The following is a 16,067-nucleotide window of genomic DNA, read 5'->3' as shown; positions in this document are numbered from 1 at the left end:
CGGGCAGCTCATGGCCACGCTGCGTTATGCCGCCTCGCGACTGCTCCAGGCCCTGGGCCTGGTGCTCGCGGTGGTGGTGCTGAATTTCGTGCTCGTGCACGCCGCGCCGGGCGACCCGGTGGAAACCATTGCCGGCGCCAGCGGCGGCATGTCGCCCGAACTCATGGCGCAGCTGCGCACGCAGTACGGGCTGGACAAGTCGCTGCCGGTGCAGCTGGGCATCTACCTGGGCAAGGTGGCGCAGGGCGACCTGGGCTACTCGTACTTCTTCAACCTGCCGGTGACGAGCATGATTGCCGAGCGCGTGCCCGCCACGCTGCTGCTGGTGCTGAGCTCGGTGCTGCTGGCGTTCTTCGTGGGCACCGCGCTGGGCGTGCTGTCGTCGCGCAAGCCGAACGGCTGGCTGTCGCAGTTCATCACGGTGCTGTCGCTGGTGGGCTTCGCGGCGCCGGTGTTCTGGCTGGGGATCATGCTGGTGATCCTGCTGGCGTCGGTGTTTCCCATCCTGCCGGTGGCGGGCATGCGCGCCATCGACTCGTCCGGCACCGGCGGCCTGGCCGACATGCTCGACGTGGCGCACCACCTGGTGCTGCCCACGCTCACGCTGAGCCTGGTGTACCTGGCGCAGTACAGCCGGCTCGCGCGCTCTTCGATGCTCGACGTGCTGGGCTCGGATTTCATCCGCACCGCGCGCGCCAAGGGCCTGGCCGACCGCGTGGTGCTCTACAAGCACGCGCTGCGCAACGCGCTGCTGCCGGTGGTCACGGTGCTGGGGCTGCAGTTCGGCAACGTGCTGGCCGGCGCCATCCTGGTGGAGACGGTGTTCAACTGGCCGGGCCTCGGCCGGCTGGCCTTCGAGTCGGTGCTGCGGCGCGACTACCCGACCATCCTGGGCGTGCTGCTGTTCTCGTCGGTCGTGGTGGTGGTGATGAACCAGCTCACCGACCTGTGCTATCGCTTCATCGACCCACGGATCAAGGCCTCATGAGCAAGGTGATCACGATGCCCCCTGTTGCTGCTGCATCTTCCAAGGCCAAAGCCAGGTTGCCTACGGCACCCATGCCACCCACAGCGCGCGCCGTGCGCGTCGAGCACCCCGGCATGGAGGCGATGCGCATGTTCCTGCGCAACCCCGCCGCCATCGCCGGCATGGTGATGCTGCTGGCGGTGCTGCTGGTGGCCATTGCCGGGCCCTGGCTCTACCCGGCCGACCCGTTCGAGATCAAGGCCGCGCCGCTCACCCCGCCCTTCAGCGAGGACGCCTGGCTCGGCAGCGACTACCTGGGCCGCGACGTGCTCACCGCGCTGATCTACGGCGGGCGCGCCACGCTGCTGGTGGGCGCGGTGGCCGCGCTGCTGTCGGTGGTGATCGGCATCACGCTCGGGGCCTTCGCGGGCTACTACGGCGGCAAGGTCGATGCGGCGCTGATGAAGCTCACCGAGTTCTTCCAGGTGCTGCCCGCGCTGCTGTTCGCGATGGTGGTGGTGACGCTGTTCTCGCCCACGCTGGTGACGGTGACGCTGGCCATCGGCATCGTGAGCTGGACCGGCACCGCGCGGCTCACGCGCGCCGAGTTCATGAAGTACCGCGGACTGGAGTTCGTGCGCGCCGAGCGGGCCATCGGCGCGCGCGACGCCCGCATCATCTGGAAGGTGATCCTGCCGAACGCGCTGCCGCCGCTGGTGGTGTCGGCCACGCTGGCCATCGGCGCGGCCATCCTGTTCGAGGCCGGCCTGTCGTTCCTCGGGCTGGGCGACCCGAACCAGATGAGCTGGGGCCTGATGATCGGTTCGAGCCGGCAGTATGTGCTGTCGTGCTGGTGGGCCGTGGCCTTTCCGGGCGTGGCCATCTTCATCACCGTGCTGGCCGTCAGCCTCATCGGCGACGGGCTGAACGATGCCCTCAACCCCAAGCTGAGGGAACGCTGATGGCCGCGACCCATGCAACCAACGAAGCGCTTCTGCGCGTGCAGGACCTGCACGTCGAGTTCAAGACCCGCCGCGGCCAGGCGCTGGTGCTCAACGGCGTCGACTTCGAGATCCGCGCCGGCGAAACGCTGTGCGTGGTCGGCGAGTCGGGCTGCGGCAAGAGCATGACGGCGCTGGCGCTGCTGCGGCTGATTCCGTCGCCGCCGGGGCGCATTCGCGACGGCCGCGTGCTGTTCCAGGGCGAAGACCTGGTGCAGGCCACCGACGCGCGCATGCGCGAGGTGCGCGGCAACCGCATCTCGATGATCTTCCAGGAGCCGATGACCTCGCTGAACCCGGTGTTCACGGTGGGCGACCAGATCGGCGAATCGCTGCAGCTGCATGCCGGCATGAACGCGCACGCGGCGCGCCAGCGCGCCATCGAGATGCTGCGGCAGGTGGGCATTCCGGCGCCCGAGCGGCGCGTGGACGAGTACCCGCACCAGCTCTCCGGCGGCATGCGCCAGCGCGTGATGATCGCCATGGCGCTGGCCTGCCGGCCCGACATATTGATTGCCGACGAGCCCACCACCGCGCTCGACGTGACGGTGCAGGCGCAGATCTTCGACCTGCTGCGCGACCTGCAGCGCGAGAAGGGCACGGCCATCATGCTCATCACGCACGACATGGGCGCGGTGGCCGAGATGGCCGACCGCGTGATGGTGATGTACGCGGGCCGCGTGATCGAGCAAGGCACCACCGAGCAGGTGCTGTCCGAGCCGGGCCACCCGTACACGCGCGGGCTGATCGACTGCCTGCCCGAACTCGGCAGCAGCGCGGCCTGGGACGGCGACGCGCGCGAAGACCTGGCGGAAATTGCCGGCGTGGTGCCTTCCATCTGGGAGCTGGGCACGGGCTGCGCCTTTCGCGAGCGCTGCCCGCGCGCCATGGCGCGCTGCGCCGAAGAGGTGCCGCCGATGTTCGCGGTGCACGGCCAGGTGGCGCCCGGCCTGCCGCACGGCGCGGCCTGCTGGCTGCATGCCGAGGCGCTGGACGCGCACGGCCAACGCCAAAAGGAGGCCGCATGACGTTCATCGGCAAGACCGACACGCTGCTGGCGGTCGACGACCTGAAGGTGCACTTTCCGCGCGGCAGGGCCGGCTGGGGCCGCACGCCCGAGGTGGTGAAGGCGGTGGACGGCGTCTCGTTCGAGGTGCGCCGCGGCAGCACGCTGGCGGTGGTCGGCGAATCAGGCTCGGGCAAGACCACCACCGCGCTGGCGGTGATGCGGCTCGCGCCCGTGACCTCGGGGCGCATGCGGCTGGGCGACACCGACCTGGGCGCGCTGCAGGGCGAGGCCTTGCGCCAGGCGCGCACGCGCATGCAGATCATCTTCCAGGACCCGTTCTCCTCGCTGAACCCGCGCGAGCGCGCGGGCGCCGCCGTGCGCGCGCCGCTGGACCTGATGCGCGTGGGAACGCCGGACGAGCGCACGCGCCGCGTGGCCGAGCTGTTCGAGGCGGTGGGCCTGCGGCCCGAGCAGCAGCACCTGTTTCCGCACCAGTTCTCGGGCGGGCAGCGCCAGCGCATCAACATCGCGCGGGCGCTGGCCACCAACCCCGAGCTGGTGGTGTGCGACGAGCCGGTGTCGGCACTGGACATTGCCATTCGCGCGCAGATACTGAACCTGCTGGCCCGGCTGCAGCGCGAGCTGGGGCTGACCTACCTGTTCATCTCGCACGACATGGCGGTGGTGGAACACATCTGCGACGACATCGCGGTGATGTACCTCGGCCAGATCGTGGAGCGCGCGCCGCGGCGCAGCTTCTTCGCGCGGCCGCTGCATCCGTACAGCGTGGCGCTGATGTCGGCCGTGCCCACCGTGAGCGGCGGACGCAGGCGCGCGGCGAACCGCATCAAGCTCAGCGGCGACCCGCCGAGCCCCATCGACCCGCCCAAGGGCTGCCGCTTTGCCGGCCGCTGCCCGGTGGCGGAGCCGGCCTGCGCGGCCGAGCTGCCGCCGCTGCGCGAGGTCGCGCCCGATCACTGGGTACGCTGCAGGCGCGTCGAGCTTGTCGACGGCCTGCCGCGCCCGCCTCTTTCGATTCCAGAGTCGCCATGAGCCCAAACAAGACCCCAACCAACACCAACACCGCCGCGAGCACCACGGTCTACACCGCCCGCAAGATCATCACCATGAACCCCATGCAGCCGCACGCCACCCACGTGGCGGTGCGCGACGGCCGCGTGCTGGCCGTCGGTTCGCTGGCGGACATGCAGGCCTGGGGCCAGTTCACGCTGGACGAGCGCTTTGCCGCCAAGGTGCTGATGCCCGGGTTGGTCGAAGGCCACTGCCACCTGAAGGAAGGCAGCATGTGGGACTGGACATACCTCGGCTGGTTCGACCGCCGCGACCCCGCGGGCAAGGTGTGGAGCGGCCTGCGCTCGATGGACGAGGTGGTGTCGCGCCTGAGCGACGTGGCCGCGCAGATGATGGCCGACGGCGTGCCCGACACCGTGCCGCTCATCGCCTGGGGCTTCGACCCGATCTACTTCGGCGGCGAGCGCATGACGGTTCGGCACGTCGACCGCGCGAGCGCCACGCGGCCCATCGTCATCGGCCATGCCAACGGGCACCTGATGAACGTGAACAGCGCGATGCTGAGCATTGCGCAGATCACGCGCGACAACGAGGTGGAGGGCGTGGTCAAGTTCGCCGAGGGCGCTGCGAGCGAAGGCGAGCCCACCGGCGAACTGCAGGAACCGGCCGCCATGTTCCTGGTGCTGCGCAAGATCGGCAACGCCGGCCTGCTGGCGCCGATGACCGAGGCGGGCGTGCGCTCGTTCGCCAAGCTGGCCTGCCTGCAGGGCGTGACCACGGCGACCGACCTCGTCAACAAGCTCACGCCCGAGGACTGCGGCGTGCTCGAGAAGACGACGGCCGACGACGCTTTCGGCGTGCGCATCCTCCCCGCGTTCCAGGCCTTCCACGGCACGCACGGTGCGGCGCAGGGTGCCGAGCACGTGAAGGCGCTGATGCCGCGCAACACCGACCGCCTGCGCTACGGGCTGGTGAAGATGATGCTCGACGGCTCCATCCAGGGCTTCTCGGCGCGGCTGCGCTGGCCGGGGCATTTCAACGGCGCGCCCAACGGCATCTGGGTGACCGCGCCCGCGCAGTACGAGACCGACTTCGAGACCTACCACCGCGCGGGCCTCACCATCCATACGCACACCAACGGCGACGAGGCCAGCGAGGTGGCCATCGACGCCATCGAGCGCGTGCTCACGCGCGCGCCGCGGCCCGACCACCGCCACACGCTGCAGCACGGCCAGATGATCGACGCGCCGCTGTTCCGCCGCATGGCCCAGCTGGGCCTGTGCGCCAACCTTTTCGCCAACCACATCTGGTACTGGGGCGACCAGCATTACGAAATGACCATGGGCCCCGACCGCGCCAACCGGCTCGACGCCTGCGGCAGCGCGCTGGCCGCGGGCGTGCCGCTGGCCATTCACTCCGACGCGCCCGTCACGCCGCTGGGCCCGCTGTTCACGGCCTGGTGCGCGGTGAACCGCGTGACGCCCAAGGGCCGGCTGCTGGGCGAGGCCGAGCGCATCACCGTGGCGCAGGCGCTGCGCGCCATCACGCTGGGCGCGGCCTGGACGCTGAAGCTCGACGGCGAGGTCGGCAGCATCGAGTGCGGCAAGCGCGCCGACTTCTGCGTGCTGGAAGACGACCCGCTCGAGATGGACCCGATGGCGCTGAAGGACGCGCGCGTGTGGGGCACCGTGCTGTCGGGCCGCGTGTTCGAGGCGCAGCGGGGACAGACCGCGTGACCCTGAAGAAGCGCCTGCCGCTCACCGTGATCGGCGGCTTCCTGGGCGCGGGCAAGACCACGCTGCTCAACCGCTGGCTGCGCGAGGCCAACGGCCTGCGCATGGCGGTGCTGGTGAACGACTTCGGCGCGCTCAACATCGACGCCGAGCTGATCGCCGCCACGCACGGCGACACCACCGCGCTGACCAACGGCTGCGTGTGCTGCCAGATCGGCGACGACCTGGGACGCGCGCTGGTGGAGGTGATCGACGCGAAGACGCCGTTCGACGCGGTGGTGATCGAAGCCAGCGGCGTGTCGGACCCGTGGCGCATTGCGCAGATCGGCATGGCGGCGCCGGAGCTGAGCCTGGAAGGCGTGATCGTGCTGGTGGATGCGAGCGCGGTGGCGCAGCAGGCGAAAGACCCGCTGCTGGCCGACACGCTGGTGCGGCAGCTGAAGTCGGCCGACCTGGTGGTGGTGAACAAGGCAGACCTGGCGACGGCCGATGCGCTGGCCGGGGCGTTGGCATGGGTCGAGGCGACGGCGCCCGGCACGCCATGCATCGAGACCACCGAATCGGCGGTGCCGCTGGCGTTGCTGTCGGGCGTGCCGCATGCGGATGCCGCGCCGCACGTGTGCGGACCTGGCTGCCACGATCACCATGGCCACCATGGCCATGCTGCGCCCGACCACGGCGCGCTGTTCGAGACATGGAGCGCGCAGCCCGATGCCGTCATTCCCGCGGCCACCTTGCGCGCCTGGCTGCGCGAAGTGCCACCGGGCGTGCTGCGGCTCAAGGGCCTGTTGCGCACCGGCGAAAGCGATTGGTCGGAGGTGCAGTTCGCGGGCCGCCACGGCAGCCTGCGCAAGGCATCGGCGCCGGCGGGCGATGCGCGTGCCGGCGTGGTCGCCATCGGCCTGCGCGGCCGGTTGCCCGACGCTGCACTCAAGGATTTCTTCGTGCCCTGATCTCGAGGCGGCCCGAGTCATGTTGCAATCGCGCGTTTTCCCTTCAACGCGCAGGCTGCAGACGCATGACGACTTCCACACTCCTGATCCGCCCACCGGTGGCGGACGACTTCGCGGCATGGAAGCCGCTTTGGGACGGCTACAACGCCTTCTACGGCCGCGAGGGCCCGACCGCCCTGCCCGGCGAGATCACGCAGGCCACGTGGCAGCGCTTCTTCGATGCCTACGAACCGATGCACGCGCTGGTTGCCGAGCGCGACGGGCAACTGGTCGGCCTGACCCACTACCTGTACCACCGCAGCACCACGCGCATCGAGCCCACGTGCTACCTGCAGGACCTGTTCACGCTGCCGTCGGAGCGCGGGCGCGGCGTGGGGCGGCAGCTGATCGAAGGCGTCTATGAGCGCGTGAAGCAGGCCGGCGGCCACCGCGTGTACTGGCAGACGCAGGTGACCAACACGGCCGGGCGCGCGCTGTACGACAAGGTGGCGACGCACGACGGCTTCATCGTGTACGGCACGCTGGTCTGAATCAACGCGCGGACCTGAAGCGCGCGTGCACGACGAGCGCTCCGAAGACGATGCCCGCCGCCAGGCTGGTGTGCCCGCTGAAGCTCACGAGACCGAGGCTCCAGCCCTGGCCGCGCACCGCGCAGGCCAGCGCCGCGCTCGCGGCCGGCGACTACGAGGCAGACGAGCAGCAGCAGTGGGAGGCGGTGTACGTGTTCGGCACCGCCCAGGGCGTGGGGCGTCGGAGCGTGCGCGGCGGCACCGCTGGCGCCGTGCCGGCAGCGCCCAGAGCGCCTTTCAATCGAAAGAGTGCCTCATGAGGTCATCACCCATCATTCCCTGGCTGGGAGGCAAGCGCCGCCTGGCTGACCTGCTGCTTGGCCGCTTCCCGCCGCATTCGTGCTACGTGAAGGTGTTCGCCGGGGGCGCTGCCCGGTACTTCCTTCGGCACCCCGCCGAGGTCGAAGTGATCAACGACGTCACGGCGGCCTGGTCAACCTGTACCGGGTCGTGAAGCACCACGTGGAGGAGTTCGTTCGGCAGTTCAAATACGCGCTGTCGAGCCGGCAGATCTTCAAGTGGACCCAGGCCACCCCGCCCGAGGTGCTGACGGACGTGCAGCGCGCGGCGCGCTTCTTCTACCTGCAGCAGCAGGCCTTCGGCGGCCGAGTCCAGGGCCAGACCTGGGCACGGCCACCACGGCACCGGCCATCAACCTGCTGCGCATCGAGGAGAACCTCAGCGCGGCCCATCTGCGCCTGGCCAGCGCCTACATCGAGCAGCTCGACTGGGCCTGGGCCACCACCTGCATCGACCGCTATCGAGTGGTGCCATCGCTTAGAAAATGCGATTCAGCACCTGCGCAACGGCGGAGTAACCGGCAGGCTTCCAAAGCCGTACTCCCGTCGCACCGTCCCTGAGTTTCTAGTTGATCTTCGAAGGCTGGGCCAAGGTGTCGACCAGGATTTTCGGGTGCGGGTGAATCGGCCGCCGTGAGTTGTCCGAACGAAAACACAGCCAGCCGTCAGCCATCGCAGGCCCACTTTGAGCAGCGGTGCAAATGGCGTAATTCCATTTCGAGCTGTGCAACGAAGGGCAACCCGATTTATCACATGCACAGAGCCGGACTTGTCGCGGCGCGCTTCAGGAACGACCAGGAAAGCGGCCCGGCGCCGGCCCTCAGTACCGGATCTTCACGCCGGCCTTCACGCCGTTGTTGTTCTTGCCGTCCGACGACACGCCACCCATGAACGACACGTTGCCGCCCGTGCTGGCGCCCAGCGAATACGTGGGCCGCTGCAGGGAGGTGTCGGTACCGATGTAGCCGCCGCTGCCGTCCTTGCGCTCGACACCGACGATCCCACCCGTGGTGTAGGCCGAGTCTTCCGTGGAGTTGACGTTGGGGGCGACGTAGTACGTGCCCTTCTCGTTGGTTTCCACCGGCACCTTCACCGGTTCCGCATGCACGAGGGGTGCGAAGGCGCAGGCCGCGCCCCACCCCAGCGTCGTCAAGACAATCAATTTACGCATTGCACCCATGCTTGGGGAAGCCACGGCCGGCCCACGTAGGACGAAAGGAGATTCCCGGCGTGAACTGCAACTGCAAATGTCAAAGACTATGCTTTGACAAATTCCAGCAAAGGACAGACCCATGAGCACGCCCACCGCGCCCGGCCCCTCCCCCGACGCCCTCGAACGCCTGCTGGCCGCGGGCCGCGACGGCGCGCTGCTGCGCATGAGCCTCGCGCTGGCCCATCACCGCCGGGACGATCCGCAGACCGCCCTGTTGCATCTTGCAAAGGCCCTGGCCTTCGATGCGGACTTCACCGCGGCGCACCGGCTGCAGGGGTTGATCTCGCTGGAGCTCGGCGACAAGGCCCAGGCCGAGGCCGCGTTCGCCAAGGGCCTGGAGGTGGCGCAGCGGCGCGGCGAGATGCAGCTGGTGAAAGAGCTCACGGTGCGGCTGCGGCGCCTGCGACCCGCCGCGCCGCCCGCGCCGCCCGCGCATTGAGCCCGACAGCCGACCGCGGCCCACCACAGCCGATGGCGTTCAGCCCTGCACCGTCGCCATGTCGATCACGAACCGGTACTTCACGTCGCTCTTGAGCATGCGTTCGTAGGCTTCGTTGATCTTCGGCATGGCAATGGTCTCGATGTCCGAGACGATGCCGTGCGCAGCGCAGAAGTCGAGCATCTCCTGCGTCTCGGCGATGCCGCCGATCATCGAGCCCGCGATGCGGCGGCGCTTGGTGATCAGGCCGAACACGCCGGGCGACGGGTGCGGCGTGCCCGGTGCACCGACCAGCACCAGCGTGCCGTCGAGTTTGAGCAGCTGCACGAACGGGTCGAGGTTGTGCGACACCGCCACCGTGTTGATGATCAGGTCGAAGCTGTTGCGGTGCACGGCCATCTCGCTCTCGTTGCGCGACACCACCACCTCCTTGGCGCCGAGCCGCCTGGCGTCTTCGCTCTTGCCGGGCGAGGTGGTGAACAGCACCACGTGCGCGCCCATGGCCGCGGCAATCTTCACGCCCATGTGGCCGAGCCCGCCCAGGCCGACCACGCCCACCTTCATGCCCGGCCCGGCCTTCCACTGCCGCAGCGGCGAATAGGTGGTGATGCCCGCGCACAGCAGCGGCGCCACGGCGGCCAGCTGCTTCTCGTCGTGCGAGATCTTCAGCACGAACTTCTCGAACACCACGATGTGGTCCGAGTAGCCGCCGAGCGTGTTGACGCGCGACACCTGTTCCTGGCTGTCGTAGGTGCCGGTCATGCCGTTGTCGCAGTACTGCTCCAGGCCGTCCTTGCAAGGCTGGCAGTGCTGGCAGCTGTCGACCATGCAGCCGACGCCCACGAGGTCGCCGACCTTGAACTTCGACACCTCGCTGCCCACCGCGTGCACCCGCCCCACGATCTCGTGGCCCGGCACGCAGGGGTAGGCCGCCGGCCCCCATTCGCTGCGCGCGGTGTGCAGGTCGGAGTGGCAGACGCCGCAGTAGAGGATGTCGATCGCCACGTCGCGCGCGGCGGGCGCGCGGCGCTCGAAGGTGAAGGGCGCGAGCGGCGTGGTGGCGGACTGGGCCGCGTAGGCGTGGGCTGTGGTCATGGTGGTGGTGCGGTGAGATGGATGACGGGGGTGCCGTGAAAGGCTGGTGATGGTCGCAAGGTCAGCCGGCCACCCGGCCTTCGACCGGATAGCCGGGGTCGGAGTAGCCGGGCGTGGAGGCATGCCCCGGCGCCACCAGGCTATCGACGAGCGTCTCGTCGTCCGGACCCAGTTCCAGCCGAAGCGCATCGGCGTAACTGTCCCATTGCGCCTCGGTGCGCGGCCCCGCGATGGTGGCGCTGACAAGGCGGTTCTTCAGCACCCATGCCAGCGCAAACGCGATCGAGGTGGTGCCGCGCGCAGCGGCGTGCGCGGCAATGGCCTGCGCGATCTTCAGCGATTCGGGCCGCCACTCGGTCTGCTGCATGCGCTTGTCCCCACGCCCGGCACGGCTGTCGGCCGGCGGCGGTGCGTCCACCGCGTATTTGCCGCTGAGCACGCCGCGCGCCAGCGGGCTGTAAGACACCACGCCCAGGCCGTAGTGCGCCGCCGCGGGCAACTGCTCGACCTCGGCCGTGCGGTCGACGATGTTGTAGAGCGGCTCGCTGGCCACCGGGCGGTCGATGCCGAGCTGGTCGGCAAGGCGCGCGATCTCGGCGATGCGCCAGCCGCGGAAGTTCGACACGCCGAAGTAGCGCAGCTTGCCCTGGCGCACCAGATCGCCGATGGCGCGCACGCCTTCTTCGAGCGGCACGTCGGCCAGCGCCCGGTGGAAGTAAAGGATGTCGATGTAGTCGGTCTTCAGCCGGCGCAGGCTCGCTTCGACGGACTGCACGATCCACTTGCGCGACTGGCCCTGTGCGTTCGGCCCCGCGTCCGCCGCCGCCGGAAAGCCGAACTTCGTGGCCACCACCCAGCTGTCGCGCCGCGCAGCGATGGCGCGCCCGACGATTTCCTCGGAGCGGCCCGCGTGATAGACGTCGGCCGTGTCGATGAAGTTGATGCCCTGCGCGAATGCCTTGTCGATGATGCGCGCCGAGGTGGCCTCGTCGGTCTCGCCGCCGAACATCATCGCGCCCAGGCACAGCGGCGACACCTTGAGGCCGCTGCGGCCAAGTCTTCGGTAGTCCATGGTGGGTTCCTTGTGTATTGCGTGTGTTGCGTGTGTTGCGTGTGTTGTGCGTTTCGCGCGCGTCGCGCGCATTCCGCTTGCTGGGCAGGATTCTCGGCACAGACTGCTTGCGCGACTAGACACTTGAATGCGCATTCGCTCATGAGCACAATTCATGAATGGCAAGAGAGAACATCAACGACATCCTGGCTTTCCTCGCGGTGGCGCGCGAGCGCAGCTTCACACGCGCCGCCGCGAAGCTCGGCGTGTCCCAATCGGCGCTGAGCCACACCGTGCGCGGCCTGGAGGCCCGCATGGGCCTGCGCCTGCTCACGCGCACCACCCGCAGCGTGTCGCCCACCGACGCCGGCGAGCGGCTGCTGAACACCGTGGGGCCGCGCTGGGACGAGATCGAGGCGGAGCTGTCGGCGCTGGCCGAGCTGCGCGACAAGCCCGCGGGCACCATCCGCATCACCACCACCGACTACGCGGCCGACATGATCCTGTGGCCCAAGCTCTCTCGCGTGCTGCCCGGCTACCCCGACCTGAAGATCGAGATGATCGTGGACTACGGGCTTGCCGACATCGTGGCGGACCGCTACGACATCGGCGTGCGCTTCGGCGACCAGGTGGCCAAGGACATGATCGCGGTGCGCATCGGGCCCGACGTGACCATGGTGATCGTGGGCTCGCCCGGCTACCTGGCCCGCCAGGCGCCGCCGAAGAAACCGCAGGACCTGCTCGCGCACAACTGCATCACCCTGCGCCTGCCCACGCGCGGCGGGCTGTACGCATGGGAACTCAAGAAGGGCAAGCGTGAACTGCAGGTGCGCGTCGACGGCCAGCTGACCTGCAACGGCGTCTACCAGATGATCACCGCGGCCGTGTCTGGCGCGGGCCTGGCCTTCGTGCCCGAGGAGCTGGCGCGGGAGCACATGGCCGCCGGCCGCCTCCAGCGCGTGCTCGCGGACTGGTGCCCCACCTTCCCGGGGCTGCACATCTTCTACGCGAGCCGGCGCGAGTCTTCGCGCGCGATGGCGGTGGTGGTCGACGCGCTGCGGTACCGGCCCTGAGCGGTTGTGAAGGCAGGCAGGTGCGCAGGTAGGCGCGTGTCGCGAGACTCATGAGCCCGGCTCATGAGCTTTTGCGGTTCCAGATGGCTAGTGCGGGCAAGGGCCCGTCGGTAGATTCGTCGGCAACAGATCCGAAAGCCGACACCCATGAAACTGCGCACTGCCCTCCCCCTCACCCTTGCTCTTTGCGGCGCGCTGTTCGCGCCGCTCTGCGAAGCGAACGACGGCATGACGGTCAGCCGCGGCGGAACGCAGGCGTCGGCCAAGGGGCCGGCGCAGAACTTCACGGGCGCCGTGCGCGTCGATCCGCTCTTCGCGCCCCGCGAGCCTTCGCGCGTGTCCGGCGCCTACGTGACCTTCGAACCCGGCGCGCGTTCGGCATGGCACACGCACCCGCTGGGCCAGACGCTGGTGGTGACCGCGGGCACCGGCTGGGTCCAGCAGGAAGGCGGCGCGCGGCAGGAGATCCGGCCCGGCGACGTGGTCTGGACGCCGCCCGGCGTGAGGCACTGGCACGGCGCCACGGCCACCACCGGCATGACGCACATGGCCATCCAGGAATCGCTTGCCGGCAGGAACGTCGAGTGGATGGAGAAGGTCGGCGACGGGTCGTACGGCCGATGAAGGAACCGAAGAAATGAAGCTCTTCTCCACCGCCCTCGCCTCGCTGTCGCTCATGGCCACGTCGGTGGTGCAGGCCGACCGTGCCTCCAGCCTGCCGCGCGTGTCGCCCGCGCTCGAGCGCTACGCGCAGGACACCGTGCTCGGCGAACTCTGGAAGCGCCCGGGCCTGTCGCCGCGAGACCGCGGCATCGTCACCGTGGCGGCGCTCGTGGCGCGCAACCAGACGACCGAAATGGCGATGTACTTCCAGCGCGCGCTGGACAACGGCGTCACGCCGGCGGAGCTCTCCGAGATCATCACGCACCTCGCGTTCTATGCGGGCTGGGGCAACGCCATGGGCGCGGTGGCCGTTGCCGCTGACGTGTACGCCGCGCGCAAGATCGGCGCGGACCAGTTGCCGCCCGCGCGCCCCGAGCTGCTGCCGCTCGACGAAGCCGCCGAGGCGCAGCGCGCGGCCCGCGTCGAACAGGACGCGGGGCCCGTGTCTGCGGGCGTGGTGCAGTACACCGGCGACCTGCTCTTCAAGGACCTGTGGCTGCGCCCCGCGCTCGCGCCGCGAGACCGCAGCCTGGTCACGGTGACCGCGCTGATCGCCGCAGGCCAGGTCGCGCAGATTCCCTATCACCTGAACCGCGCGATGGACAGCGGACTGACGCGCGCCGAAGTGTCGGAAACGCTCACGCAACTGGCCTTCCATGTCGGCTGGCCGAACGTCTTCACGGCGATCCCCGTGGTCAAGGCTGTGCTGGAGAAACGCCCCGCCTGAGAACTTGCGTACTCAACAGTTTCCCTTGGCTGGCAGGTTCTCGCGGCGCGCCCTACGATGCAGCATCGGCAGCTGCATTTCGGCAGCGCCGACGACCACGTCAAACCAGCCAGGAGAACTGCCCCATGCCATCAACCGAAGTCGTCATGCCGGAGCAGTTGCTGAATGCGCTCGATGTCCAGAGCCACATGCCGATCGCCCGGATCGGCGAAGCACTGACCTCGCTCGGCATGGTCACCGACGAGCAGTTGCGCGCGGGCCTGGCCCAGCAACAGCGCCAGCCCGGCGTGCCGCTGGGCGAGACGCTGGTGCGAATGGGTGTCGTCACCCAGGGCCAGCTGCAGACCGCGCTGGTGCGCAAGATGGGCTACCCGCTGGTGAACCTGCACCTGTTCCCCGCTGCCGCCGAAGCGTTGCGCAAGATCAGCCACGGCGTGGCGCGGCGGCTGCAGGTCATGCCGCTGATGCTGCATGAAGGCCGGCTCATCGTCGCGCTGGACGACCCGACGAGCCGGCATTCGGCGCTCGACGAAGTGGAATTCATCGCGCAGATGAAGGTCGTGCCGGTGGTCGGGCAATGCCTCGACCTGGACAACGTGCTGAACGCGGCCTACGAGAAGATCGGCGAGCCGGCTGTCGGCGCCGCGGGCGTCTTCGCCGCCAACCTCGATCCGAGCCGGCCGCTGGAGTTCGACATGGCCGGCACCACCGAGCTGCTGCAGACCCTCGAGCGCGAGGGCCCCGCGTCGGCACCGCCCGCCGAGGCGCCGATCGAGCAGTCGGACAACTCGCTCGTGCGCATGATCAACAGCATGATCCTGGAGGCGCACCGCGAGGGCGCGTCCGACATCCACATCGAGAGCTATCCCGGCCAGGAGAAGACCCGCATCCGCTTTCGGCGCGACGGCCTGCTCTACACCTACCTGGAGCTGCCGCCGAGCTACCGCAACGCGATCGTCGCGCGCGTGAAGATCATGTGCGACCTGGACATCAGCGAGAAGCGCAACCCGCAGGACGGCAAGATCAACTTCGCCAAGTACTCGCCGCAGCACCGCATCGAGTTGCGCGTGGCCACCATTCCGACCAACAACGGCCTCGAGGACGTGGTGATGCGGATCCTGGCGTCGGCCAAGCCGATTCCGATGCGCGACCTGGGCCTGTCGCCCAACAACCTCGCGCAGCTGACCCGGGCCGTGGAGCGCCCCTACGGCATGGTGCTGTGCGTCGGCCCCACGGGCTCGGGCAAGACCACCACGCTGCACTCGGCGCTGATGCACATCAACACGCCCGAGCGCAAGATCTGGACCGCCGAGGACCCGGTCGAAATCACGCAGACCGGGCTGCGCCAGGTGCAGATCAACCCGCGCATCGACTGGACCTTCGCCAAGGCGCTGCGCGCCTTCGTGCGCGCCGACCCCGACGTGATCATGGTGGGTGAAATCCGCGACGGCGAAACGGCCAAGACCGCGGTCGAAGCCTCGCTGACCGGTCACCTGGTGCTCTCGACCCTGCACACCAACAGCGCGCCCGAGACCGTGACGCGCCTGCTCGACATGGGCATGGACCCGTTCAACTTCGCCGACTCGCTGCTGGCCGTGCTCGCGCAGCGGCTGGTGCGCCGGCTGTGCAGCAGCTGCACCACCAGCCGCCCCGCGAGCGCCGAGATGGTCGAGGAACTGCTGGACGACTACATGCATTCGTTCGGCGCGCAGCCCGACGCCGCAAGCCCCATCCCGCAGCGCCAGGCCGTGCGCAGCGACTGGCTGCAGCGCTACGGCCGCGACGGCCACCTGCACCACTACACCAGCACCGGCTGCAAGCAGTGCAAGAACACGGGCTTCAAGGGCCGCGTGGGCATCCACGAGCTCATGACCATGTCGAAGACGCTGCGCCGCCTGGTGCAGACCGGCGCCCGCGCGGAAGAGCTGCAGGCCGCGGCGCTGCAGGAAGGCATGCGCACCCTGAGGCAGGACGGCATCGAGAAGGTACTGGCCGGCAAGACGACCATCGAGGAAGTGCGCGCGACCAGCAACGTGTAAGGCAGCGCGGCAAGGAAGCGAGGGAGCTCGGCCACGGCGCCCGTGCGGCGCAACGAGCGGCGGGCGCTGCTGCGCCGGAAAAGCGCCGTGGAGTGCCGGGGAGTGCCGGGGAGTGCCGGGGAGTGCCGGGGAGTGCCGGGGAGTGCCGGAGAAGTCGCGCCGATGTCAACATTAGTGCAAACACCATGGTCGACAAAACACTTG

At 69.2% G+C, this 16,067-nt stretch carries 16 protein-coding genes and 1 pseudogene; 14 read left to right on the top strand and 3 right to left on the bottom strand.

All coding sequences use genetic code 11. The annotated features are described in order from the left end of the window. Nucleotides 1–10: 10 nt before the first annotated feature. The 9 genes and pseudogenes from BM013_RS20755 to BM013_RS20720 form a co-directional block, all read left to right on the top strand. On the top strand, nucleotides 11–988 hold the full coding sequence (locus BM013_RS20755) for an ABC transporter permease (RefSeq protein WP_093129516.1): 978 nt from the start codon (nucleotides 11–13) through the stop codon (nucleotides 986–988). Nucleotides 989–1,059: 71 nt separating this feature from the next. Continuing rightward, a complete protein-coding gene (locus tag BM013_RS20750) occupies nucleotides 1,060–1,929 on the top strand; it encodes an ABC transporter permease (protein ID WP_093129515.1) in 870 nt (289 codons plus the stop codon). Further along, nucleotides 1,929–2,996 (top strand): ABC transporter ATP-binding protein, encoded by a 1,068-nt coding sequence (locus tag BM013_RS20745; RefSeq protein WP_093129514.1) that lies wholly within the window; start codon nucleotides 1,929–1,931, stop codon nucleotides 2,994–2,996. Before BM013_RS20750 ends, BM013_RS20745 begins: the two co-directional genes overlap by 1 nt. Further along, nucleotides 2,993–4,030, top strand: coding sequence for an ABC transporter ATP-binding protein (locus BM013_RS20740; RefSeq protein ID WP_093129513.1), 1,038 nt, complete (start codon nucleotides 2,993–2,995; stop codon nucleotides 4,028–4,030). Before BM013_RS20745 ends, BM013_RS20740 begins: the two co-directional genes overlap by 4 nt. Beyond that, on the top strand, nucleotides 4,027–5,745 hold the full coding sequence (locus BM013_RS20735; protein ID WP_093129512.1) for an amidohydrolase: 1,719 nt from the start codon (nucleotides 4,027–4,029) through the stop codon (nucleotides 5,743–5,745). Before BM013_RS20740 ends, BM013_RS20735 begins: the two co-directional genes overlap by 4 nt. Before the next feature lie 2 nt (nucleotides 5,746–5,747). Further along, on the top strand, nucleotides 5,748–6,695 hold the full coding sequence (locus tag BM013_RS20730; RefSeq protein WP_093129566.1) for a CobW family GTP-binding protein: 948 nt from the start codon (nucleotides 5,748–5,750) through the stop codon (nucleotides 6,693–6,695). A 65-nt stretch (nucleotides 6,696–6,760) separates the two neighbouring features. After that, complete coding sequence (locus tag BM013_RS20725; protein WP_093129511.1) at nucleotides 6,761–7,225, top strand: GNAT family N-acetyltransferase; 465 nt, start codon at nucleotides 6,761–6,763, stop codon at nucleotides 7,223–7,225. Nucleotides 7,226–7,275: 50 nt separating this feature from the next. Continuing rightward, nucleotides 7,276–7,524: a hypothetical protein gene (locus tag BM013_RS41270; RefSeq protein WP_177225523.1), complete on the top strand. Its 249-nt coding sequence runs from the start codon at nucleotides 7,276–7,278 to the stop codon at nucleotides 7,522–7,524. After that, a pseudogene (locus BM013_RS20720) lies at nucleotides 7,521–8,025 on the top strand (DNA adenine methylase); the annotation flags it as partial. The gene BM013_RS41270 and the pseudogene BM013_RS20720, both read left to right, overlap by 4 nt. A gap of 358 nt (nucleotides 8,026–8,383) precedes the next feature. Here the strand turns inward: BM013_RS20720 and BM013_RS20715 are convergent. After that, nucleotides 8,384–8,734, bottom strand: coding sequence for a hypothetical protein (locus BM013_RS20715; protein WP_093129510.1), 351 nt, complete (start codon nucleotides 8,732–8,734; stop codon nucleotides 8,384–8,386). 121 nt (nucleotides 8,735–8,855) lie between these two features. Between BM013_RS20715 and BM013_RS20710 the strand changes: the two genes are divergently transcribed. Further along, the gene (locus BM013_RS20710; RefSeq protein WP_093129509.1) at nucleotides 8,856–9,215 is read left to right on the top strand and encodes a tetratricopeptide repeat protein; all 360 of its coding nucleotides are present in this window, start codon (nucleotides 8,856–8,858) and stop codon (nucleotides 9,213–9,215) included. 39 nt (nucleotides 9,216–9,254) lie between these two features. Here BM013_RS20710 and BM013_RS20705 read toward each other — a convergent pair whose 3' ends face one another. Together BM013_RS20705 and BM013_RS20700 are read right to left on the bottom strand one after the other, a co-directional pair. Further along, nucleotides 9,255–10,310, bottom strand: coding sequence for an NAD(P)-dependent alcohol dehydrogenase (locus BM013_RS20705; RefSeq protein ID WP_093129508.1), 1,056 nt, complete (start codon nucleotides 10,308–10,310; stop codon nucleotides 9,255–9,257). A gap of 61 nt (nucleotides 10,311–10,371) precedes the next feature. Then, entirely contained in the window at nucleotides 10,372–11,382 is a 1,011-nt protein-coding gene (locus BM013_RS20700) for an aldo/keto reductase (RefSeq protein ID WP_093129507.1), read from the bottom strand. Between the two features lie 158 nt (nucleotides 11,383–11,540). Here BM013_RS20700 and BM013_RS20695 point away from each other — a divergent pair, with 158 nt between their 5' ends. From BM013_RS20695 to BM013_RS20680, 4 genes are all read left to right on the top strand, one after another. After that, nucleotides 11,541–12,434 (top strand): LysR family transcriptional regulator, encoded by an 894-nt coding sequence (locus BM013_RS20695; RefSeq protein WP_093129506.1) that lies wholly within the window; start codon nucleotides 11,541–11,543, stop codon nucleotides 12,432–12,434. A gap of 228 nt (nucleotides 12,435–12,662) precedes the next feature. Then, complete coding sequence (locus tag BM013_RS20690; RefSeq protein WP_218153677.1) at nucleotides 12,663–13,058, top strand: (R)-mandelonitrile lyase; 396 nt, start codon at nucleotides 12,663–12,665, stop codon at nucleotides 13,056–13,058. 13 nt (nucleotides 13,059–13,071) lie between these two features. Further along, nucleotides 13,072–13,824 carry a carboxymuconolactone decarboxylase family protein gene (locus BM013_RS20685; RefSeq protein ID WP_093129504.1) on the top strand — a complete coding sequence of 251 codons (753 nt, stop codon included), beginning with the start codon at nucleotides 13,072–13,074 and terminating at the stop codon, nucleotides 13,822–13,824. Nucleotides 13,825–13,949: 125 nt separating this feature from the next. Further along, a complete protein-coding gene (locus tag BM013_RS20680; RefSeq protein WP_093129503.1) occupies nucleotides 13,950–15,863 on the top strand; it encodes a GspE/PulE family protein in 1,914 nt (637 codons plus the stop codon). The last annotated feature ends 204 nt before the right edge of the window (nucleotides 15,864–16,067 follow it).

Source organism: Variovorax sp. OK605, from assembly GCF_900115445.1.
Lineage (GTDB): Bacteria > Pseudomonadota > Gammaproteobacteria > Burkholderiales > Burkholderiaceae_C > Variovorax.
Note: the sequence above shows the minus strand (reverse complement) of the source record. Positions and strands in the feature narration are given on the sequence as shown.

Coding starts and splice junctions, on each gene's coding strand:
- BM013_RS20690 (WP_218153677.1), top strand. CDS start 12,663: ATGACGGTCAGCCGCGGCGGAACGCAGGCGTCGGCCAAGGGGCCGGCG.
- BM013_RS20750 (WP_093129515.1), top strand. CDS start 1,060: ATGCCACCCACAGCGCGCGCCGTGCGCGTCGAGCACCCCGGCATGGAG.
- BM013_RS20715 (WP_093129510.1), bottom strand. CDS start 8,734: ATGCGTAAATTGATTGTCTTGACGACGCTGGGGTGGGGCGCGGCCTGC.
- BM013_RS20725 (WP_093129511.1), top strand. CDS start 6,761: ATGACGACTTCCACACTCCTGATCCGCCCACCGGTGGCGGACGACTTC.
- BM013_RS20700 (WP_093129507.1), bottom strand. CDS start 11,382: ATGGACTACCGAAGACTTGGCCGCAGCGGCCTCAAGGTGTCGCCGCTG.
- BM013_RS20695 (WP_093129506.1), top strand. CDS start 11,541: ATGGCAAGAGAGAACATCAACGACATCCTGGCTTTCCTCGCGGTGGCG.
- BM013_RS20740 (WP_093129513.1), top strand. CDS start 2,993: ATGACGTTCATCGGCAAGACCGACACGCTGCTGGCGGTCGACGACCTG.
- BM013_RS20680 (WP_093129503.1), top strand. CDS start 13,950: ATGCCATCAACCGAAGTCGTCATGCCGGAGCAGTTGCTGAATGCGCTC.
- BM013_RS20745 (WP_093129514.1), top strand. CDS start 1,929: ATGGCCGCGACCCATGCAACCAACGAAGCGCTTCTGCGCGTGCAGGAC.
- BM013_RS20685 (WP_093129504.1), top strand. CDS start 13,072: ATGAAGCTCTTCTCCACCGCCCTCGCCTCGCTGTCGCTCATGGCCACG.
- BM013_RS20710 (WP_093129509.1), top strand. CDS start 8,856: ATGAGCACGCCCACCGCGCCCGGCCCCTCCCCCGACGCCCTCGAACGC.
- BM013_RS20735 (WP_093129512.1), top strand. CDS start 4,027: ATGAGCCCAAACAAGACCCCAACCAACACCAACACCGCCGCGAGCACC.
- BM013_RS20705 (WP_093129508.1), bottom strand. CDS start 10,310: ATGACCACAGCCCACGCCTACGCGGCCCAGTCCGCCACCACGCCGCTC.
- BM013_RS20755 (WP_093129516.1), top strand. CDS start 11: ATGGCCACGCTGCGTTATGCCGCCTCGCGACTGCTCCAGGCCCTGGGC.
- BM013_RS41270 (WP_177225523.1), top strand. CDS start 7,276: ATGCCCGCCGCCAGGCTGGTGTGCCCGCTGAAGCTCACGAGACCGAGG.